The sequence below is a fragment of the Streptomyces sp. NPDC051104 genome, assembly GCF_040682835.1.
In the GTDB taxonomy this organism is placed as follows: Bacteria; Actinomycetota; Actinomycetes; order Streptomycetales; family Streptomycetaceae; genus Streptomyces; species Streptomyces cynarae.
In genome coordinates, this window is sequence record NZ_JBFBBS010000023.1 from 1 (window position 1) to 15,079 (window position 15,079).

The following is a 15,079-nucleotide window of genomic DNA, read 5'->3' on the forward strand; positions in this document are numbered from 1 at the left end:
TCGCGACCATGGAGAACAGCACCCGCTCGGTCGCCGACATGTCCCGGCACCGGCCCCGCTTGGGCTGCCCGACCTGCCCGACGATCCTGTCGATCTTCAACCGCCGCCACAGATGATCGAGGACATAGGTGCCGGATGCGTTCGCCGAGGTCGCCGACCTGCTGCCCGGGGTGAAGGTACTGGCCACGACGCTCCGCGGCGTGCCTTCGGCAGGCGTGAACGACTGGTCCTCGGCGGCCTGGTCACCGGCGACCGGCTTCGTCGCGGGCCCCGACATGCCCGGCCCGCACGTCCTGGACCGCATCGGCTCCGGCGACGCCTTCGCGGCCGGGCTGATCTACGGGATTCCGACGTCGGCCACCGGGCCTGGGGACGAGCTCGCGACCGTTTCCGGGGCGGATCTCGGCCGGCGGAGCGGCGAGGCGCCGTGGCACGGCCCGCTCGGCCGGGCCGGGTCGGAGCACGCATGGCTCGGGCGTCCCGCCTCCGAGCCGCTCGCGGGTGCCGAGCCGACCAGTGCCCCACTCACCGTCGCCCGTCTGAAGCGGGCCCTCGCCTACGGCACGGCGCACGGCGCACTGGCCATGACCACGCCCGGCGACGTCTCCATGGCCTCCCTCGCCGAGGTCGAAGCGCTCGTGGCGGGCGGCTCGGCCGTCGTCAGGCGCTGAACGGCGCCCCTTTCCCACCCGTAGGACCCGTCCCGCCCAAAGGACCCGAGGAGCACGTCTTGCGAACCCGGAAGATCACGAACACCACCGTCGACGTCACCGAGCTGGGCTTCGGAGCCTCCGTCATCGGCAACCTCTACCGTGTCACTTCTGCCCAGGACGCGGCGGCCGCGATCGAGGCGGCCTGGGACAGCGGCATCCGGTACTTCGACAGCGCGCCCCACTACGGGCTCGGCCTCTCGGAGCAGCGCCTGGGGGCCGCCCTGCGCGATCGTCCCCGCGAGCAGTACGTCGTCTCCTCCAAGGTGGGCCGGCTGCTCGTGCCCAACGAGCAGCCGCGGGGGTCGACAGCGAGGGATTCGTCGTCCGGGACGACCTGCGCCGCCAATGGGACTTCAGCCGGGACGGCGTGCTCCGCTCCATCGACGCCACCCTGGAGCGTACGGGTCTGGACCGCCTCGACATCGTCTACGTGCACGACCCCGACGACCACTGGCGGCAGGCCGCCGAGGAGGCCCTGCCCACCCTCGCGGATCTGCGCGACCAGGGGGTGATCGGCGCGATCGGCGCCGGCATGAACCAGTCGACCATGCTCGCCCGCTTCCTGCGGGAGACCGCCGCAGACGTGGTGATGCTGGCCGGACGCTACACGCTCCTCGACCAGACGGCGCTGGACGACGTGCTGCCCGCCACACGGGAGCACGGCAAGAGCGTGGTCGCCGTCGGCGTGTTCAACTCGGGTCTGCTCTCCCGGGACCGACCGACGCCGGGTATGAAGTACGACTACAGGGTCGCCCCGCCGGACCTCATCGCCCGTGCCCTGGCCATCGCCGAGGTCTGCGAACGCCACGGCACCACCCTGCCCGCCGCCGCGATCGCTTTTCCCTTCAGCCATCCCAGTATCGTCAATGTCACCGCAACGTGGAATTCCACCGTCAGCACGTGCCGAAAGCTCTCTGGGAGGACCTTCGCACCCAGGGTCTGATCAGGCCGGACGTACCCACGCGGAACAGCGCGGAGAACACTCCGGGGCAGACGGAAGGGGTGGCGCGCGATGTCTCTGACGGACAAGGCCATTGAGCAGATCCGTGAGCTCATCCGCACCGGGGCGCTGCCACCGGGCTCGAAGCTGCCGCCGGAGCCGGAGCTGGCAGCGCAGCTCGGTCTGTCCCGCAACCTGGCCCGCGAGGCGGTCAAAGCACTCGCCGTCGCCCGCGTGCTCGAAGTCCGACGGGGCGACGGCACCTATGTGACCAGCCTCCAGCCGAGCCTGCTGCTCGAGGGCCTCGGCGGCGCGGTGGAGCTGCTGCAGAGCGACTCGGCGGCGTTGCTGGATCTGATGGAGGGTCGTCGGCTCCTCGAACCGGTCGCCACCGCTCTCGCCGCCACCCGGATCTCCGACGACCAGCTGGCAGAGGTGAAGCAGCACCTGGACGCCATGCGAGGGGCGCGCGACGACGTCGAACATCTGAACGCGCACGACGCGGCGTTCCACCGCGCCGTGGTCTCGGCGACGGGCAACGAAACGCTGCTCACCCTGCTGGAGGGCATTTCGGGTCGTACGCTGCGCGCCCGCATCTGGCGCGGCCTGGTCGACGACCAGGCCGGGGGGAGAACCCTCGCGGAACACGAGGCGATCTTCGATGCCCTGTGCACCCGTGACGCCGCCCTCAGCCAGGCCGCCGCACTGATGCACGTGAGTCACACCGAGCAGTGGCTGCGAGAACGTCTCAGGAGCGCGGCCCTCCTGCAGGATGTCACTCCGGCGACCGGGAAACGAAGCTGACCCCAGTCCCCATCCACTCGCGCCGCGGCGGGGCACGGGTTGGGCCGGGACACCCGTCGGTTCCGGCGGATCGTAGGCTCGGTGAGGCTGTGCCGAATCCGTGGGGAGCCGGCGTGCATGTGAACGGGGCATCCGCAGCGGATCACGCCGGCCCGAGCCGTACCCACAGCGTCTGCGGCGCCGGGACCCATGATGATCGAGAACCGGATCCCGATGACGCTCAGCACGGCGGTCCATACGACCGTCCACCACGTGCGCCCGCGAGACGTGGACGACGATGTGCCGCAGGGCGGTCGCCTCGCACTACGTCTTCCTGACCGACCGTCTCCTGGGGCCGCTGACCCCGTGCACGCCCGGATCGGCTACGGACCCGCCGCCGAGACCACGGCGAGCGGGCTGCTGACCTCGGCCGACGGGGTGCCGGTGCGGGTGTCCGGGCAGGTGGCCGCCGGACCGGAGAGTTACGAGTGGACGCTGTACGGCTCCCGGGCCTCCTACCGCATCACCGAGTGGGGGCGACTGTGGAAACGCGATGAATCCGGCTGGCGGGAGGTCACACCGGCCGGGCCGCGGGGCGATGAGCGGACTCGGCCGACCGAGTTCGCCAGGGCGCTGCGGGGTGAGCCGACGCTGCTTGCCGACTTCTCCGCGGGGCTGCGGGTGCAGCGGGTCGTCGAGGGCTTAAAAGGGGCCGACGGGTGATCTCACCTGCTCTGCTCACTCCACGGAGCGTGCGTGGATCAGAAAAGGCTGGCGTCAGTGGGGCACGGGGGTGAGGCTAGAGGCGAGTAAAGAAAGGCACTGACGTGCCGTTCATCATCGCCAGTCCCGCCCGCGCCTGTCCGTCTGACCATACGGCCACGATGATCAGCCTCGCCGAGGGCTGGAAAGGCGGAACAGATCTCCGGCTCGCTGACCTACCGACCAGCAGAGAAGGCCACCGGCGAGCGCACCGTCACCCCGCTGCGTCCGCGTGCGCCTCCTGTTCCCCGGCCGGTAAGCAAAGAGCGAGCGAGGGGCTGGAGGTAGCCGTGGCAGTCCTCGCATTTCTTCTCTTTGTCACCGCGACGATCTTGGTCTTGGTCGGCGCCCTCGTACTCTTCCTCGGCGCCCTCCTGGCCCTGGTCGCCGTACTCCTGGCCGCCATCGGCGGATTCCTGATCTTCCTGGGCATGGCCATGCTCGCAGGAGGGGCCCTCTTCCTGATCCGAAGAGCGCTGAGGCGGATGCTCAGGCGCGACAAGGCGCATTAGGAGACGTGGTTGCTCGGGCAGGTGCTCGGCGAGCGGCCAGTCCACCTTGATGCCGGGTGGGGGATCAGCGCTGCAGTCCTCCCGGCAGGCGCTGACCCCCGGCGACGTGCTGCAGCGCCTGGACGACCTGTCCTACAGCACCGTGGTCACGGTGCTGTCCCGGATGTTCGACAAGGGCCTGCTGACCCGCACCAGCAGGGCCGCGCGTACGCCTGCACGCCCGTCGACGACATGCGTGGGCTCGCAGCGCGGCGCATGCGGCAGGTCCTGGAGTCCGATCCGGACCGCGAGGCAGTACTCACGCGGTTCGTCGAAGACCTCCCCGCCGGAGACGAGCAGCTACTGCGGCAGCTCCTGGGCAACCTCCCGGATACTGTGCGCCTTCGCCGCCGCCCACGACCTGCACCTGTCCTCAAAATCGCCGGGGCCGGCTGACCCGCCCGCCTACCTCCCGCCGGGCCTGAGCCCAGGAGGACCCAGGTGGCCGCTTCCCCCCTCGCAGCCTGCGCTGCCGTGCGGTGTCCTGCCCCGACCGAGTGCGGGCGATCAGGGGGCTGTCGCCGGACCGGTCCCAACGGGCCGGGTCGCCGGGACCCGGCTCGTGCAGCGCATGGCCGCAGACGCCGCACTGCCCCAACTCGGTCCGGAGGGAGACGCCGGTGTTCTCCTCCTGCGTCCAGCCGGTGATGTCCTGGTGGCCGCCGGCGCGACACCAAGCGGGAGTCCGGCTGCCATCGGAGTCATGATCAGGCAGCTGATCCGCCCCGAGGCAAGGGTGTTGCCGGCGTGTGATCTGGCCGCCTGGTCACACGACGCGGCCAGCCATGTCACCGACCTGGTCATCGGCGAGAGCGATGACTGCCTTGACGCGCTTGCCCACCGGCTCACGATGCACTTCGAAGTCCTGGCAGACGGCCGTGACGATCTCCAAGCCGTGTTGCCCCACACGCTGCGGATCTGCTGGCCGGACCACGGGCATCCTCGGCTCGGTGTCCCACACGGTGATCTCGACGACGTCCTCGTCCAGTTCGAACGTCAGCAGGGCAGGGCCCGGAGCGTACTTGCGGGCGTTGGTCACCAGCTCGCTCACCACCAGCTGCGTCATGCCCACAGCACGGTCGGACACCGGCAATCTGTGCTGGGTCCGCAGATGCGTCAGAAAGGCCCGGGCAAGATGCCGGGCCTGGGCTATCTCCTCGCTGCCCTCGAATGCGGCAGACACCGCTGTCCGCCCTCCGGGCAGCACCTGGCCGTCACTCATTGCAGCCTGCTTCATAAGCCGCCTCGTACCCAAGCGCTCTGTCTGACGCCAAACGATTACCCCGAAAACGCCCTTGTAGGCCTGACCGGCGAATGATCCAGGTTACTCAGGGTAGCGGCCGCGGGCAGCCGCTACGGCTGGTTCCGAGCCGACTGCTTGAGGTCGGCGACGCGTCCGTGTCTGCGGTTTTCCTGGTAGTGATGGCCGACCCAGGCATGGAGGGGTCGCTGTATGGTGGCCGCACCGGTGATCGAGGCGGTGGCGGCGGTGGAGTGGCGTGAGTACGCCGGCAACGTGCCGTTGGCCATCGCTCCGCTGCCCCCCATCTGCGGTAGACCGCTTACCGACGGCAACTGCTCGTGCTGCACGGGCGACCGGCGTCGTGCAGGGAATCGGAAGGGCGATTCCGCAGCACAAGAGGACGATTAGTCCACGGAGTCGAAGCGGCTGGTGCCTCCGTGGGTGTCGTTGCCGACCTCCAGGCTGCCCCCGGCGGCGTCCTTGGGGGTGAGCGTGGAGGCGATTCGATGCGTACGGCTCTTGGAGGCCTTCGCATCGGCGTCGGCGTTGACCACCCATGCCTTGACGCCGCCCTTGGCCCCGGCCTCGCGACGCAGCTCGACCGTGAACTCCATCTGAATCGGGCCGACGTCGAAGCGCACCGCTTCCCCGGCCCCAGCCGTTGCCGCCTGCATCAACCCGTCCCTGATCGCCCGCGGCGGCGAGTTCGATGTCCTGGAAGTCCGGCACTGACCCTCCTGTCGTCGACTGGTGATCGACGGTAGGGCATGACGCCCCATCCCGTCTTCGTCACCGGCCGCTGAGGCGGCGCCACCAGGGAGACCGTGGCTTCGGCGCATTGGACGTGGGGTGGTACCTCAGCACCTGGCGTACCGAACCAGGCGGCAGGCATTCGGCTCCGGTGACCCGCAGATCGCCTGAGGATGCCCAGCTCAGAGTGACCGAGACATCGGCAATGCCGGCGAGCGCGGAGAGGTCCACGGTCGCCGACCTGTGGCCTGAGTGCGTGAACTGCACGAGAAAGCTCAGCTTCTGAAGCGAAGGAAGCATCCGGGGAAGGAGATCTGCGGTGCAGAGGTCTCCGGTCGCACAGGTGGTCACCTGCGCGCTGGTGACACCGGGCAGACGGACCACCTGGGAGAGGCCGGAGACGGGCAAAGGTCTTCGACGGTGAGGTCCACGTCCTTCAGCGAGGGGAGCCGGCTGAGCGCGGCCAGCTCTTCGGCCGGCACCGGTGCGCCGGACAGGGCGAGCGAGGTGAGGTGCGGCCAGCGACGGATGGCATGGAGATCGGCGACGACCAGGTTGCCGAGGAGCCGGAGGCGTCGGAGACCTGTCGGAAAGGGGACGTCTGTCAGTGTGAGGCGGGCGTGGCGCCCCGCCCCGGTCCCATCGGAAAGTCGCATCATGGAGTGTCTCCACGTCCTGCAACGGGGACAGGTCGGGGCCGCTGGGCACGTTCCGGAGTATGACCGTGTTCATACAGAGGCGGCGCAGCGCCGAGTAGTCCGTGAGGCCGCCGCAGTCGGAGAGGCACAACGCGGAAGGCTCCGGCAGGTCCACCGCAAGGAACTCCAGGTCGCGCAGGACGTCGTTGGCATCCAGGGTGAAGTCGTCCGGACGGGCGCGGCGGAGCACGGGCGAGAGTGCCTCTGCCGGGAAGTCGCCCACGCAGGCGAGGACGGGGGTTGGCGCCGCGCAGCGTACGGGTGAGCGCCATCGCCCCGGGACCCGAGGCACCGTCGCGGCCCCTGGCCGCCGCGCTGCACGTGTCTCTGGACGAGTTGGCGGCCGCGTGCGCGCACCACCCGGACTGGCAGGAGCCGGCGCTCTCGGCTTGAGGGGTGGGCGGCGCCGCACTCTGCATTTCTGGACCAACGTTCGGTAGCACGAACTTGCGGGTCAACAAACTCCGCTGACAAGGAGCAATCTTCAGTGACACAGGACAGTGACGGAAAGTGGCCGCTAAACGGAAGTTGAGCCAGGACCTGAGCAACAGCAGCGTTTGCCCGTCAGTGCGGGAGTCACTGAGGTTCTCTCAACGACATGATCTCGTGAGGTGACTCGGACCAGGGGATCCCGCGAGCCGCGATGAGTCCTGCGGCGTCCGGCGGTCGTACTGTCGAGCCCCTTACCGAGGAGGACTTTCTGATGCGCAGCGTGACCTATTCGATGAGCGTCTCACTTGACGGCTACATCGTCGGGCCGGACGGCGGCTTCGACTGGACGGCGCACGACGAGGAGATCTTTCGCTCCTGGATCGACGAGATCCGAGAGGTCGACGTCCACCTGTTGGGACGACGGCTGTACGAGACGATGCTGTACTGGGAGACCGCCGACCAGGATCCATCGCTCGACGACTCGATGCTCGAGTGGACCGAGATCTGGAAGTCGCTCCCGAAGGTGGTGTTTTCCACCACGCTGTCGGTCGTGCAGGGCAATGCCCGCCTGGTCCCTGGCGGCCTGGCGGAGGAGATCGAGCGGTTGCGAGCCGAGCCGGGGGAGGGCAACATCGCGATCGGCGGCGCGACTCTCGCCGCCGAGGCGGCCGCGTCGGGTCTGATCGACGAGTACCGGGCCAGGGTCTACCCGGTGCTGGTTGGCGGTGGCATTCCGTTCTTTCCCCAGCGCGAGCGCCGGGTGGATCTCGAACTCGTCGAGACCCGCACCTTCAACTCGAGAGTCGTGTACCTTCGCTACCGCGTGGCGCGCTAGCCAGGATCGCTGACATACGCGGTATGACAGTGCTCATCGACGGCATCAAGGGCAGCTCGCACCTCGTCCCAGGCCGCATCGTCACTGAAGTCGGTACGCAGGATCAGCGAAGTCAGATCATCGGGACAGGGCAGGGGCACTGCGGTCGTCCTCTCACCCGTCACCAATCCCATGCGGATCCAGCCCTACAGACCGTTCCGGAACCTACCGCCCGCCCATCGGTGCGGAAGTGGCTCTCCCTGTGGGGCATCGCGGCCGGCGTCCTGCGCAGTGCGCGTGTGCAGCTGGTCACGAAGATCACTGGGCCGCCGCAACGGTGGTGAACCTCATGATCCAGGGCAGACGGGAAGTGATCTTCGTATCGGGTCCCGTTGGGGGAGTGAACCTCGTGGCAACGCCCGTCCGCCGTAGGCGACCAATGAACCCTCGGCGCGCCTTCGATCTGCGCTACACGGCCCTGTTCTTCGGTCTCCTGGCCGCTGTCGTCAGCCTTGTGGGCTTGACCGCCCGGACGGCGATCAGTGTCGCCGAGCAGCGCCCCGTCTGGGCCGTCGTTCTCGGAGTTCCCGTTCTGACAGCCGCCCTGCTCCTGCAGCGGCGTCGGCGGCATCCACTCTCCGTGGCACGGACCGCGCGCAAGGCCACCGCCGCGCTGGACGAGGCGACCAGGACGGCACTCGACGTGCTGGATCACGAGCCTTCTCCCGGCCCGGCCCCCGCCGCATCCGCCACGGCCGACGGACCGCTCGTCGTATCCGCCGGGCGGACGGATCCCCAGGAGGCACCCGCCGCCTCCCGTAGCGCCGAGGAGGCCGTCACGCCCACACCCGACGTGGCGACCGCCCCTCCGACCGGGCCCGTCGACCTCGAGACCCTGGATCCCGATGAGTTCGAGCAGGTCACAGCCGCCCTGTGCGAGCGCGACGGATGCACGGAGGTCGAGGTCGTCGGCGGAGCCGGGGACCTCGGCGCCGACGTCATGGCCACGGCTCCGGACGGAAGGCGTGTTGTCATCCAGTGCAAGCGCTACGGCGATACCAATCGGGTCGGTTCCCAGGACCTCCAGCGCTTCGGCGGCACGTGCTTCACCGTCCACGGGGCGGATGTCGCGATCGTCGTCACCACCAGCGGTTTCACCGCCCCAGCGCTGGAGTACGCCGAGCAATGCGGGATCGTGTGCTGGGACCGGGAGGACCTGCAGGCGTGGAGCGACGGCACCGGGCCGGAACCCTGGCGGCCACGGACGCCCGAAACGGCGTACGCTGATCCTCAACGAGTGGCTTTGACCAGCAACCGCCGTACGCACCCGCCACACGGCGGGACGACCGCGCGGTGGCGCCAGGCACACGGCCACGATGGCCACGACCAGCAGTGGCAGCCCGACCTGTCCTAGCCGTCGATGTCGAGCGCCGTTCCATACAGCCGGTCCACCTTCAACCGGATGACCAGTCGCCGCTCGGCAACCAACCGTTCCAGGAACGCATCCTCGTCCTCGGGCTTTGCATCCTGCGGGATCATCCCGAGCAGTTCCCGACCAACCTCGTCGCCAGGAACCGTCGTGATCTCGGAGACCTCGGCCTCACCTTCTGCGACGGCGAACGACCACATGTCACCGCCCTGCACATGCAGCGCGGCACGTGGGTCGCGCCGCAGGTGCCCGACCTTGACGCGGTCGGCCGTCGTCGAGAACCGCACAATGCGGGCCTTGGAGTCCCAGCTGTACAGCATGGTGGTCAGGTGAGGATGGCCACTGCGCTTGACGGTGGCGAGCGTACCGAACTGCTGCTTGCCAAGCAGCTCGGAGAGGGCTTCGTCGGACAGTGGGCGAGGCGCTGGTCCTTGAGTCATGACCTGATCAACGCCCGTGGCTGCCCGGCAATTTCATGAACGCTGTGAGTCCAACCACGAGTTGGACTGCACCGCCCGCCGCGGCACCGAGCACGGTTCCGGCCTCAGTACCCAACGCTGGGCACTTTGATCGGTCGGCTGTTCCACGTCTCCTACACCGTCGAGGGGACTTGGCGGCTGCTGAAGCGGCATGGCTGGTCGTGGCAGCAGCCCGCACGGCGGGCAATCGAGCGTCACGACGACGCGGTGGAGTGAGGGAGCCGGGCATGGAGACAGTCGGACCCAGCACGCACCGGTTGAACTGACAGCTGAGTACTCCCTGAGGGCAGGCAGAGCCTCGCCGCGTTGAACGATCGCGCCACCAGGACGCAACTCCAAGATCACGCACTAGGCGCGTCAGGCCACAGGCCGGTCGGTGGGCAGCTGGTCCGCGTGCTCACCCGTGACCAAGTAGACGACGCGCTGAGCCACTGACACAGCGTGGTCGGCGAACCGCTCGTAGTAGCGGCCGACGAGCGCGACGTCCACGGCTGTCTCCACTCCGTGCTGCCAGCGTTCGTCCATCAGGTGCTGGAAGGTCGTGCGGTGGAGCTCGTCCATACGGTCGTCGTCCTGTTCCAGCTGGAGGGCCGCCCTGACGTCCTGGGTGAGGATCACTTCGGCCGCCTGCGCCATCAGGCGCTGCGCGAGCTGGCCCATCTCCAGGATCGTGCGGCGCAGATCGCGGGGCACGGCGCGTTCGGGATAACGCATCCGGGCCAGCTTGGCCACATGCTGGGCAAGGTCTCCGGAGCGTTCCAAGTCCGCGCTCATGCGCAGCGAGGTGACCACGGTCCGTAGGTCGGTGGCGACCGGCTGCTGTCGGGCCAGCACCGCGATCGCCCGGTTCTCCAGGTCACGCTGCAGATCATCGACCTTCCGGTCGGCGGAGATCACGCTCTCGGCAAGCTGGAGATCGGCGTCCAGGAGCGCAGTGGTGGCCAGACCGATGGCCGAGCCGACCAGGTTCGCCATCTCCACCAGCCCATCACTGATCATACCCAGCTCCTCTTGATAGGCGTCCCGCATCGCGTCCTCACCGTCCGATTGTGTGTTCGCCGGCCTTTCGCCCCGTTGTCCCGTTGTCAGACTCGCACACACCGGGCATGGCACCCCCGCCTCAGATGCGGCGGGCCTGGGCCAGCGCCCGTTGGCCCGGCCAGATGCGGACGCGAATCGACGTACGGTGTGATGGAAACAGTCGGCCGAAGCTCGCCGTGCCGGAAGCGGCTTCCAGCCCCGCAGACCGAAGCGATCCGAGCAACAAGCTCAGGAGAGAGATCCATGACCACCCGTGTCCGCCGGCCGGGAAGGCGCCGCTCCCCATCCCTGCGCACCATGACCCCGCTGATCATCCTGGCACTGACCGCCGCCGCCTGCGGCCAATCGGCCACGCAAGGGGGACCGGCCGTCTCCCCCCGGCCCCTCGCCACCAGCCCTGGCACGGAATCCCCCGGTACCGCCGGTCCCCTCCCCAGCGGCACCGCGACCACTGCCGCCTCGGCCACCCCCGGGGCCACCTCCTCGGCCGCCACGAGTACCGCACCGCCGGCACCCGCTGCCAGCTGCACGGACCGGTACTTCTCCGGCATGACTCCGGCTCAGCGGGTTGGGCAGCTTTTCATGGGTGGAGTCTCCGCGGCCCACCCGGACGAGGCCCAGCTGCGCACTCTGCGTGACCATCACGTGGGATCCATCATGCTCACCGGGCGCAGCAGCGCCGGCACAACGGTCACCAGAAGGCTGGTCGACGGTTTCCGCGGTCAGGCGGACCAGGTCGCCGGTAAGCGGGTCGGGCTGATGGTCGCCACCGACCAGGAGGGCGGCCGGGTGCAGGTGCTGAGCGGCCCGGGATTCTCGGCCATTCCCAGCGGGCTGACCCAGGGCAGCTGGCCGGTCACAACACTGCGTACGCGGGCCGCAGGCTGGGCCGAGCAGCTGAAGGCAGCCGGAGTCGACCTCGATCTGGCCCCGGTCGCCGACGTGGTCCCGGCAGGCCTGGGCACCCGCAACGCCCCCATCGGCTCCTTCGACCGTGAGTACGGCCACACCGCCGGCACCGTGACCTCCCACAGCAACGCCTTCGCTGCCGGCTTCGCGCAGTCGGGCGTGATGACGACACTCAAGCACTTTCCGGGACTCGGCCAGGTGATCGGCAACACCGACGTCAGCGCGAACGTCGTGGACTCGGTGACAACCGCCGGCAGCTCCGGTCTCATGCCCTTCCGGGCGGGGATCCGGGCCGGTTCGCCGTTCGTCATGGTCTCATCGGCCACATACACCAAGATCGACTCCAAGCACCTGGCGGCCTTCTCACCGACTGTCATCGGTCAACTGCTGCGCCGTGACATGGGCTTCAAAGGCGTGGTGATCTCGGACGACCTCGGGAACGCGGTCGCGGTACGGTCCTTCACCCCGGCGCAGCGGGCGCTGAACTTCCTTTCGGCAGGCGGAGACATGATCCTGACCGTGCGGCCGAGCACGGTACCGGCGATGGCGCAGGCGATCCGGACCCGGATGCAGCAGGACGCCTCCTTCCGAGCCAAGGTGGACGACAGCGTGCATCGGATCCTCGCCGCGAAGCACGGTGCGGGGTTGCTCGTCTGCCGCTGAGCCCGTATTCGTCCGCTGTGGGACAAGGACGAAGCGCCGCCCGCGCAACCGGGGAGCCTGCCGCAGGGGTGGTCACCGGAGTGTGGCGGAGGCCAGGCACTGCTGAGCCGGCGAGAACGGCCCCGGCCCTTGGGACGGGTGTCGGTGGTGCGGTCCGGCAAGCGGTACGGCCCTGGGGTACAGCACCCGAGCCGAAACCCCCACCACCGCCTCACTAGGACTCCGCATGCCTTCTGCCGTGCGCTTCGGCGTCAACTACACACCGAGCGAAGGGTGGTTCCACCACTGGCTCGACTTCGACCTGGACTCCGTACGCGCCGACCTCGACTCGATCGCCGCGCTGGGCCTGGACCACATCCGGGTCTTCCCGCTGTGGCCGTACTTCCAGCCCAACCGCACCCTGATCCGGCCACGCGCCGTCGAACAACTCGTGGCGCTCGCCGACGCGGCGGCCGAACGCGGCCTCGACGTGAACGTGGACGGCCTGCAGGGTCACCTGTCCAGCTTCGACTTCCTGCCGGCCTGGACGCGGACCTGGCACCGGCGAAACCTCTTCACCGACGCCGAGGTGATCGACGGCCAGGCCGCCTACCTGCGCACCCTCGCCGCCGCCCTCGCCGACCGGCCCAACTTCATCGGCATGACCCTCGGCAACGAGATCAACCAGTTCTCCGCCGGTCCCCACCCCGATCCCGACCGGGCCACCCCCGATCAGATCGACGCCTGGCTGCGGCGGATGCTCGCCGCCTGCGAGGAGGGCGCGCCGGGCCGGCTGCACCTGCACGCCGAGTACGACGCCACCTGGTGCCCTCCGCGTCCCGCTCCTACGCGCCCCGCGCTTCCCGGACCCGGAGACCGACCAGGGCGTCCACCGCTTCCGGCATGCCCTGGTGCCGGGCGCCACGATCGGGGATGCGGTGCGCGAAGGCTGGCGTCTGAACCTGCCGGAGCGGCACGTCACCGGCTCCGGTCAGGTCGCCCCGCTGGTGACGGTCGATCAGGAGGCCGTCGCGGTCACGGCGGTCAAGCTGGCCGACGACGGCAGCGGCGACGTGGTGGTCCGCTTCCACGAGGCCCACGGCGGCCGGGCCCGCGCAACGCTGACGGCAGGCTTCGAGGTCGCGGGCGTCACGGTCACCGACCTGCTGGAGCGCCCGTTGGACGACGATACGGCGCCGGCGGTCGAGGGTGAGCGGATCACCGTGCGGCTGCGCCCGTTCCAGCTGGTCACGCTGCGGCTGAGCAGGGCCTGACCACGCCGGTGGGCTCCCCCCACCCGGCCCACTGCGGCCGGTGCACCGGTGCCGTGCGGCATCGGTGCACCGGCGTGTCGGGCCGACGTGTGGTCCTCTGAGGGAGCGTCTGATCCAGGCCGAGTACGACTGGACGGAGCGGGGTGGTCACGGCGCGGTCTCCTGGACGACGGTGCGGAAGGTGCGGGCGCGTTCCCGCAGCGCGGTGATGCTTCCGCCGTCGGCGGCATCACCGACGAGGGGCGAGCCGACTCCGACCGCCGCGGCTCCGGCCGCCAGGTAAGAGCGGGCGGCCTGTGCGTCGACGCCGCCCACCGGCACGAAAAGCTCGTGCGGGAAGGGGCCGCGCAGTGCCTTCAGGTAGTCGGGTCCGCCGGCCTGGGCTGCCGGGAAGATCTTGAGCGCGGCCGCCCTGAGGGTGCGCGCGGTCACGATCTCGGTGGGCGTCAGCACGCCGGCCGGCACCGGCATGCCCAACTCGGTTGCCGTGCGGACGCCTTCGCCCAGAGCGGGGGTGACCGCGAAGTCGGCGCCCGCGCGGTGGGCGGCGCGGGCGCCGTCAGCGGTCAGGACCGTTCCGGCGCCAAGCGGCCGGTCGGGGCCGAGGGCCTTCCGTGCCCGCTCGATGACGGTCAGGGCGTCCGCCCCGGTGAGCGAGACCTCGATCAGCTCGATGTCCTCTTCGGCCAGTGTCAGCACGGTGCGCAGCGCGGCGTCGGCGTCGGTTCCGCGCACGATGGCGACCAGGCGGTGAGCGGCCAGGGCGGCCTGCAGGTCCACAGGGGAGCTCCTTCCAGCAGGGCTCAGGGGCAATGGCAGTCGGCGATGACGGTGAGCCGCCAGCGGACCTCGCCGGTGGCCGGGACACATGCGGCGTCGCCATGGTCCGCGTCGGCGAGGTCGAAGACGCGGCCGAGCATGGGTTCGACGCCTGTGCTGCGGTAGGGAGCCGGCGCGGGGAAGCCACCGCGGTTGCGCCACAGGGCGATCGACGTCGGTTGTCCGTCCGTCTCCAGGGCCAGGGCCAGCCGGTCGGGGCCGTCGTGGACGCAGCAGCGGGCGGTGTCCACGACCGCTCCGACGGCGGTGCCGTCGTCCGGGCCGAACCGGTCCAGGCTCAGTCCGCGGGGGGTGGGCCAACGGCCCTCTACCCAGGGGGCGTCCCCGGGCCAGGGGTGGGGCAGCAGCGGGGCAGCCTCCGGGAAGAGGCGGGTGCGGGCACCCCGGCGGGCGTGGAGCGTGGCGTACTCGGACAGGTCGAGCAGGGCGTGGGCGGCCCAGACGAAGCGGAAGCCGGGATCGGCGGCGAGGGTGTAGTCGACCTCGACGCCGTCGTCGGTTGTGCGCATCGTGCGGGCGAGTGCGAAGTGCTCGCAGCGCACCCGTTCCGCGTCCCCGTCGCGGCTCCAGGGGCGTGACCAGGTGTCTCCATGGTCTGGGGTGCCGCGCACGGTCGGGACGCACTCCTCCAGCCCGCCGGCGTCCACGAAGGCGTCGCCGGGTGAGACGCGGGTACGTTCGGGTGCGTCACGGTGCCAGAGCCATTCCCGCCCTCCCGCCTTGAGCGAGGTCCAGCGGCCGCCGTGGCTCAGGTCGGTGACGATCTCCGTCGGCACCGG

General features: G+C 69.7%; 14 protein-coding genes and 5 pseudogenes. 12 read left to right on the top strand and 7 right to left on the bottom strand.

What is annotated here, in order from left to right; translation table 11 throughout:
- A pseudogene (locus AB0N14_RS26355) lies at positions 1-187 on the bottom strand (transposase); the annotation flags it as partial.
- On the opposite strand from AB0N14_RS26355, the pseudogene AB0N14_RS26360 reads away from it, so the two are divergent.
- The 5 genes and pseudogenes from AB0N14_RS26360 to AB0N14_RS26380 form a co-directional block, all read left to right on the top strand.
- Positions 138-671: pseudogene (locus AB0N14_RS26360) on the top strand (hypothetical protein); the annotation flags it as partial. The pseudogenes AB0N14_RS26355 and AB0N14_RS26360 overlap by 50 nt on opposite strands.
- 59 nt (positions 672-730) lie before the next feature.
- A pseudogene (locus AB0N14_RS26365) lies at positions 731-1,751 on the top strand (aldo/keto reductase).
- Positions 1,726-2,457 (top strand): FadR/GntR family transcriptional regulator, encoded by a 732-nt coding sequence (locus AB0N14_RS26370; protein ID WP_366028178.1) that lies wholly within the window; start codon positions 1,726-1,728, stop codon positions 2,455-2,457. The pseudogene AB0N14_RS26365 and the gene AB0N14_RS26370 overlap by 26 nt, the downstream one beginning before the upstream one ends.
- A gap of 189 nt (positions 2,458-2,646) precedes the next feature.
- On the top strand, positions 2,647-3,159 hold the full coding sequence (locus AB0N14_RS26375; protein WP_366028179.1) for a hypothetical protein: 513 nt from the start codon (positions 2,647-2,649) through the stop codon (positions 3,157-3,159).
- A gap of 377 nt (positions 3,160-3,536) precedes the next feature.
- Positions 3,537-3,710 (top strand): hypothetical protein, encoded by a 174-nt coding sequence (locus tag AB0N14_RS26380; protein WP_366028180.1) that lies wholly within the window; start codon positions 3,537-3,539, stop codon positions 3,708-3,710.
- Between the two features lie 805 nt (positions 3,711-4,515).
- Here AB0N14_RS26380 and AB0N14_RS26385 read toward each other — a convergent pair.
- Both AB0N14_RS26385 and AB0N14_RS26390 read right to left on the bottom strand, forming a co-directional pair.
- Positions 4,516-4,986 (bottom strand): ATP-binding protein, encoded by a 471-nt coding sequence (locus AB0N14_RS26385; RefSeq protein ID WP_366028181.1) that lies wholly within the window; start codon positions 4,984-4,986, stop codon positions 4,516-4,518.
- Positions 4,987-5,396: 410 nt separating this feature from the next.
- The gene (locus tag AB0N14_RS26390) at positions 5,397-5,681 is read right to left on the bottom strand and encodes a trypco2 family protein (RefSeq protein ID WP_366028265.1); all 285 of its coding nucleotides are present in this window, start codon (positions 5,679-5,681) and stop codon (positions 5,397-5,399) included.
- A 999-nt stretch (positions 5,682-6,680) separates the two neighbouring features.
- On the opposite strand from AB0N14_RS26390, the gene AB0N14_RS26395 reads away from it, so the two are divergent.
- The 3 genes from AB0N14_RS26395 (at position 6,681) to AB0N14_RS26405 (ending at position 9,100) form a co-directional block, all read left to right on the top strand.
- The gene (locus tag AB0N14_RS26395; RefSeq protein ID WP_366028182.1) at positions 6,681-6,833 is read left to right on the top strand and encodes a hypothetical protein; all 153 of its coding nucleotides are present in this window, start codon (positions 6,681-6,683) and stop codon (positions 6,831-6,833) included.
- Positions 6,834-7,143: 310 nt separating this feature from the next.
- Positions 7,144-7,707 (top strand): dihydrofolate reductase family protein, encoded by a 564-nt coding sequence (locus tag AB0N14_RS26400; protein ID WP_366028183.1) that lies wholly within the window; start codon positions 7,144-7,146, stop codon positions 7,705-7,707.
- 418 nt (positions 7,708-8,125) lie between these two features.
- Positions 8,126-9,100, top strand: coding sequence for a restriction endonuclease (locus AB0N14_RS26405; RefSeq protein WP_366028184.1), 975 nt, complete (start codon positions 8,126-8,128; stop codon positions 9,098-9,100).
- Here the strand turns inward: AB0N14_RS26405 and AB0N14_RS26410 are convergent.
- Complete coding sequence (locus AB0N14_RS26410; RefSeq protein WP_366028185.1) at positions 9,097-9,555, bottom strand: PPOX class F420-dependent oxidoreductase; 459 nt, start codon at positions 9,553-9,555, stop codon at positions 9,097-9,099. The two genes, AB0N14_RS26405 and AB0N14_RS26410, sit on opposite strands and share 4 nt — an antisense overlap.
- A 126-nt stretch (positions 9,556-9,681) precedes the next feature.
- Between AB0N14_RS26410 and AB0N14_RS26415 the strand changes: the two genes are divergently transcribed.
- Entirely contained in the window at positions 9,682-9,810 is a 129-nt protein-coding gene (locus AB0N14_RS26415; protein ID WP_366028186.1) for a winged helix-turn-helix domain-containing protein, read from the top strand.
- 141 nt (positions 9,811-9,951) lie between these two features.
- Here the strand turns inward: AB0N14_RS26415 and phoU are convergent, their stop codons facing one another.
- Positions 9,952-10,623 carry a phosphate signaling complex protein PhoU gene (gene phoU, locus AB0N14_RS26420; RefSeq protein WP_366028187.1) on the bottom strand — a complete coding sequence of 224 codons (672 nt, stop codon included), beginning with the start codon at positions 10,621-10,623 and terminating at the stop codon, positions 9,952-9,954.
- A 255-nt stretch (positions 10,624-10,878) separates the two neighbouring features.
- Here phoU and AB0N14_RS26425 point away from each other — a divergent pair, with 255 nt between their 5' ends.
- The 3 genes and pseudogenes from AB0N14_RS26425 to AB0N14_RS26435 all read left to right on the top strand — a co-directional run.
- Complete coding sequence (locus tag AB0N14_RS26425) at positions 10,879-12,207, top strand: glycoside hydrolase family 3 N-terminal domain-containing protein (RefSeq protein WP_366028188.1); 1,329 nt, start codon at positions 10,879-10,881, stop codon at positions 12,205-12,207.
- Between the two features lie 226 nt (positions 12,208-12,433).
- A pseudogene (locus AB0N14_RS26430) lies at positions 12,434-13,012 on the top strand (glycosyl hydrolase); the annotation flags it as partial.
- A gap of 4 nt (positions 13,013-13,016) precedes the next feature.
- A pseudogene (locus AB0N14_RS26435) lies at positions 13,017-13,460 on the top strand (glycosyl hydrolase-related protein); the annotation flags it as partial.
- A gap of 147 nt (positions 13,461-13,607) precedes the next feature.
- Here the strand turns inward: AB0N14_RS26435 and AB0N14_RS26440 are convergent.
- Positions 13,608-14,240, bottom strand: coding sequence for a bifunctional 4-hydroxy-2-oxoglutarate aldolase/2-dehydro-3-deoxy-phosphogluconate aldolase (locus AB0N14_RS26440; protein ID WP_366028189.1), 633 nt, complete (start codon positions 14,238-14,240; stop codon positions 13,608-13,610).
- A gap of 23 nt (positions 14,241-14,263) precedes the next feature.
- Positions 14,264-15,076, bottom strand: a complete 813-nt coding sequence (locus AB0N14_RS26445; protein ID WP_366028190.1) for a hypothetical protein — start codon at positions 15,074-15,076, stop codon at positions 14,264-14,266.
- Positions 15,077-15,079: the final 3 nt, after the last annotated feature.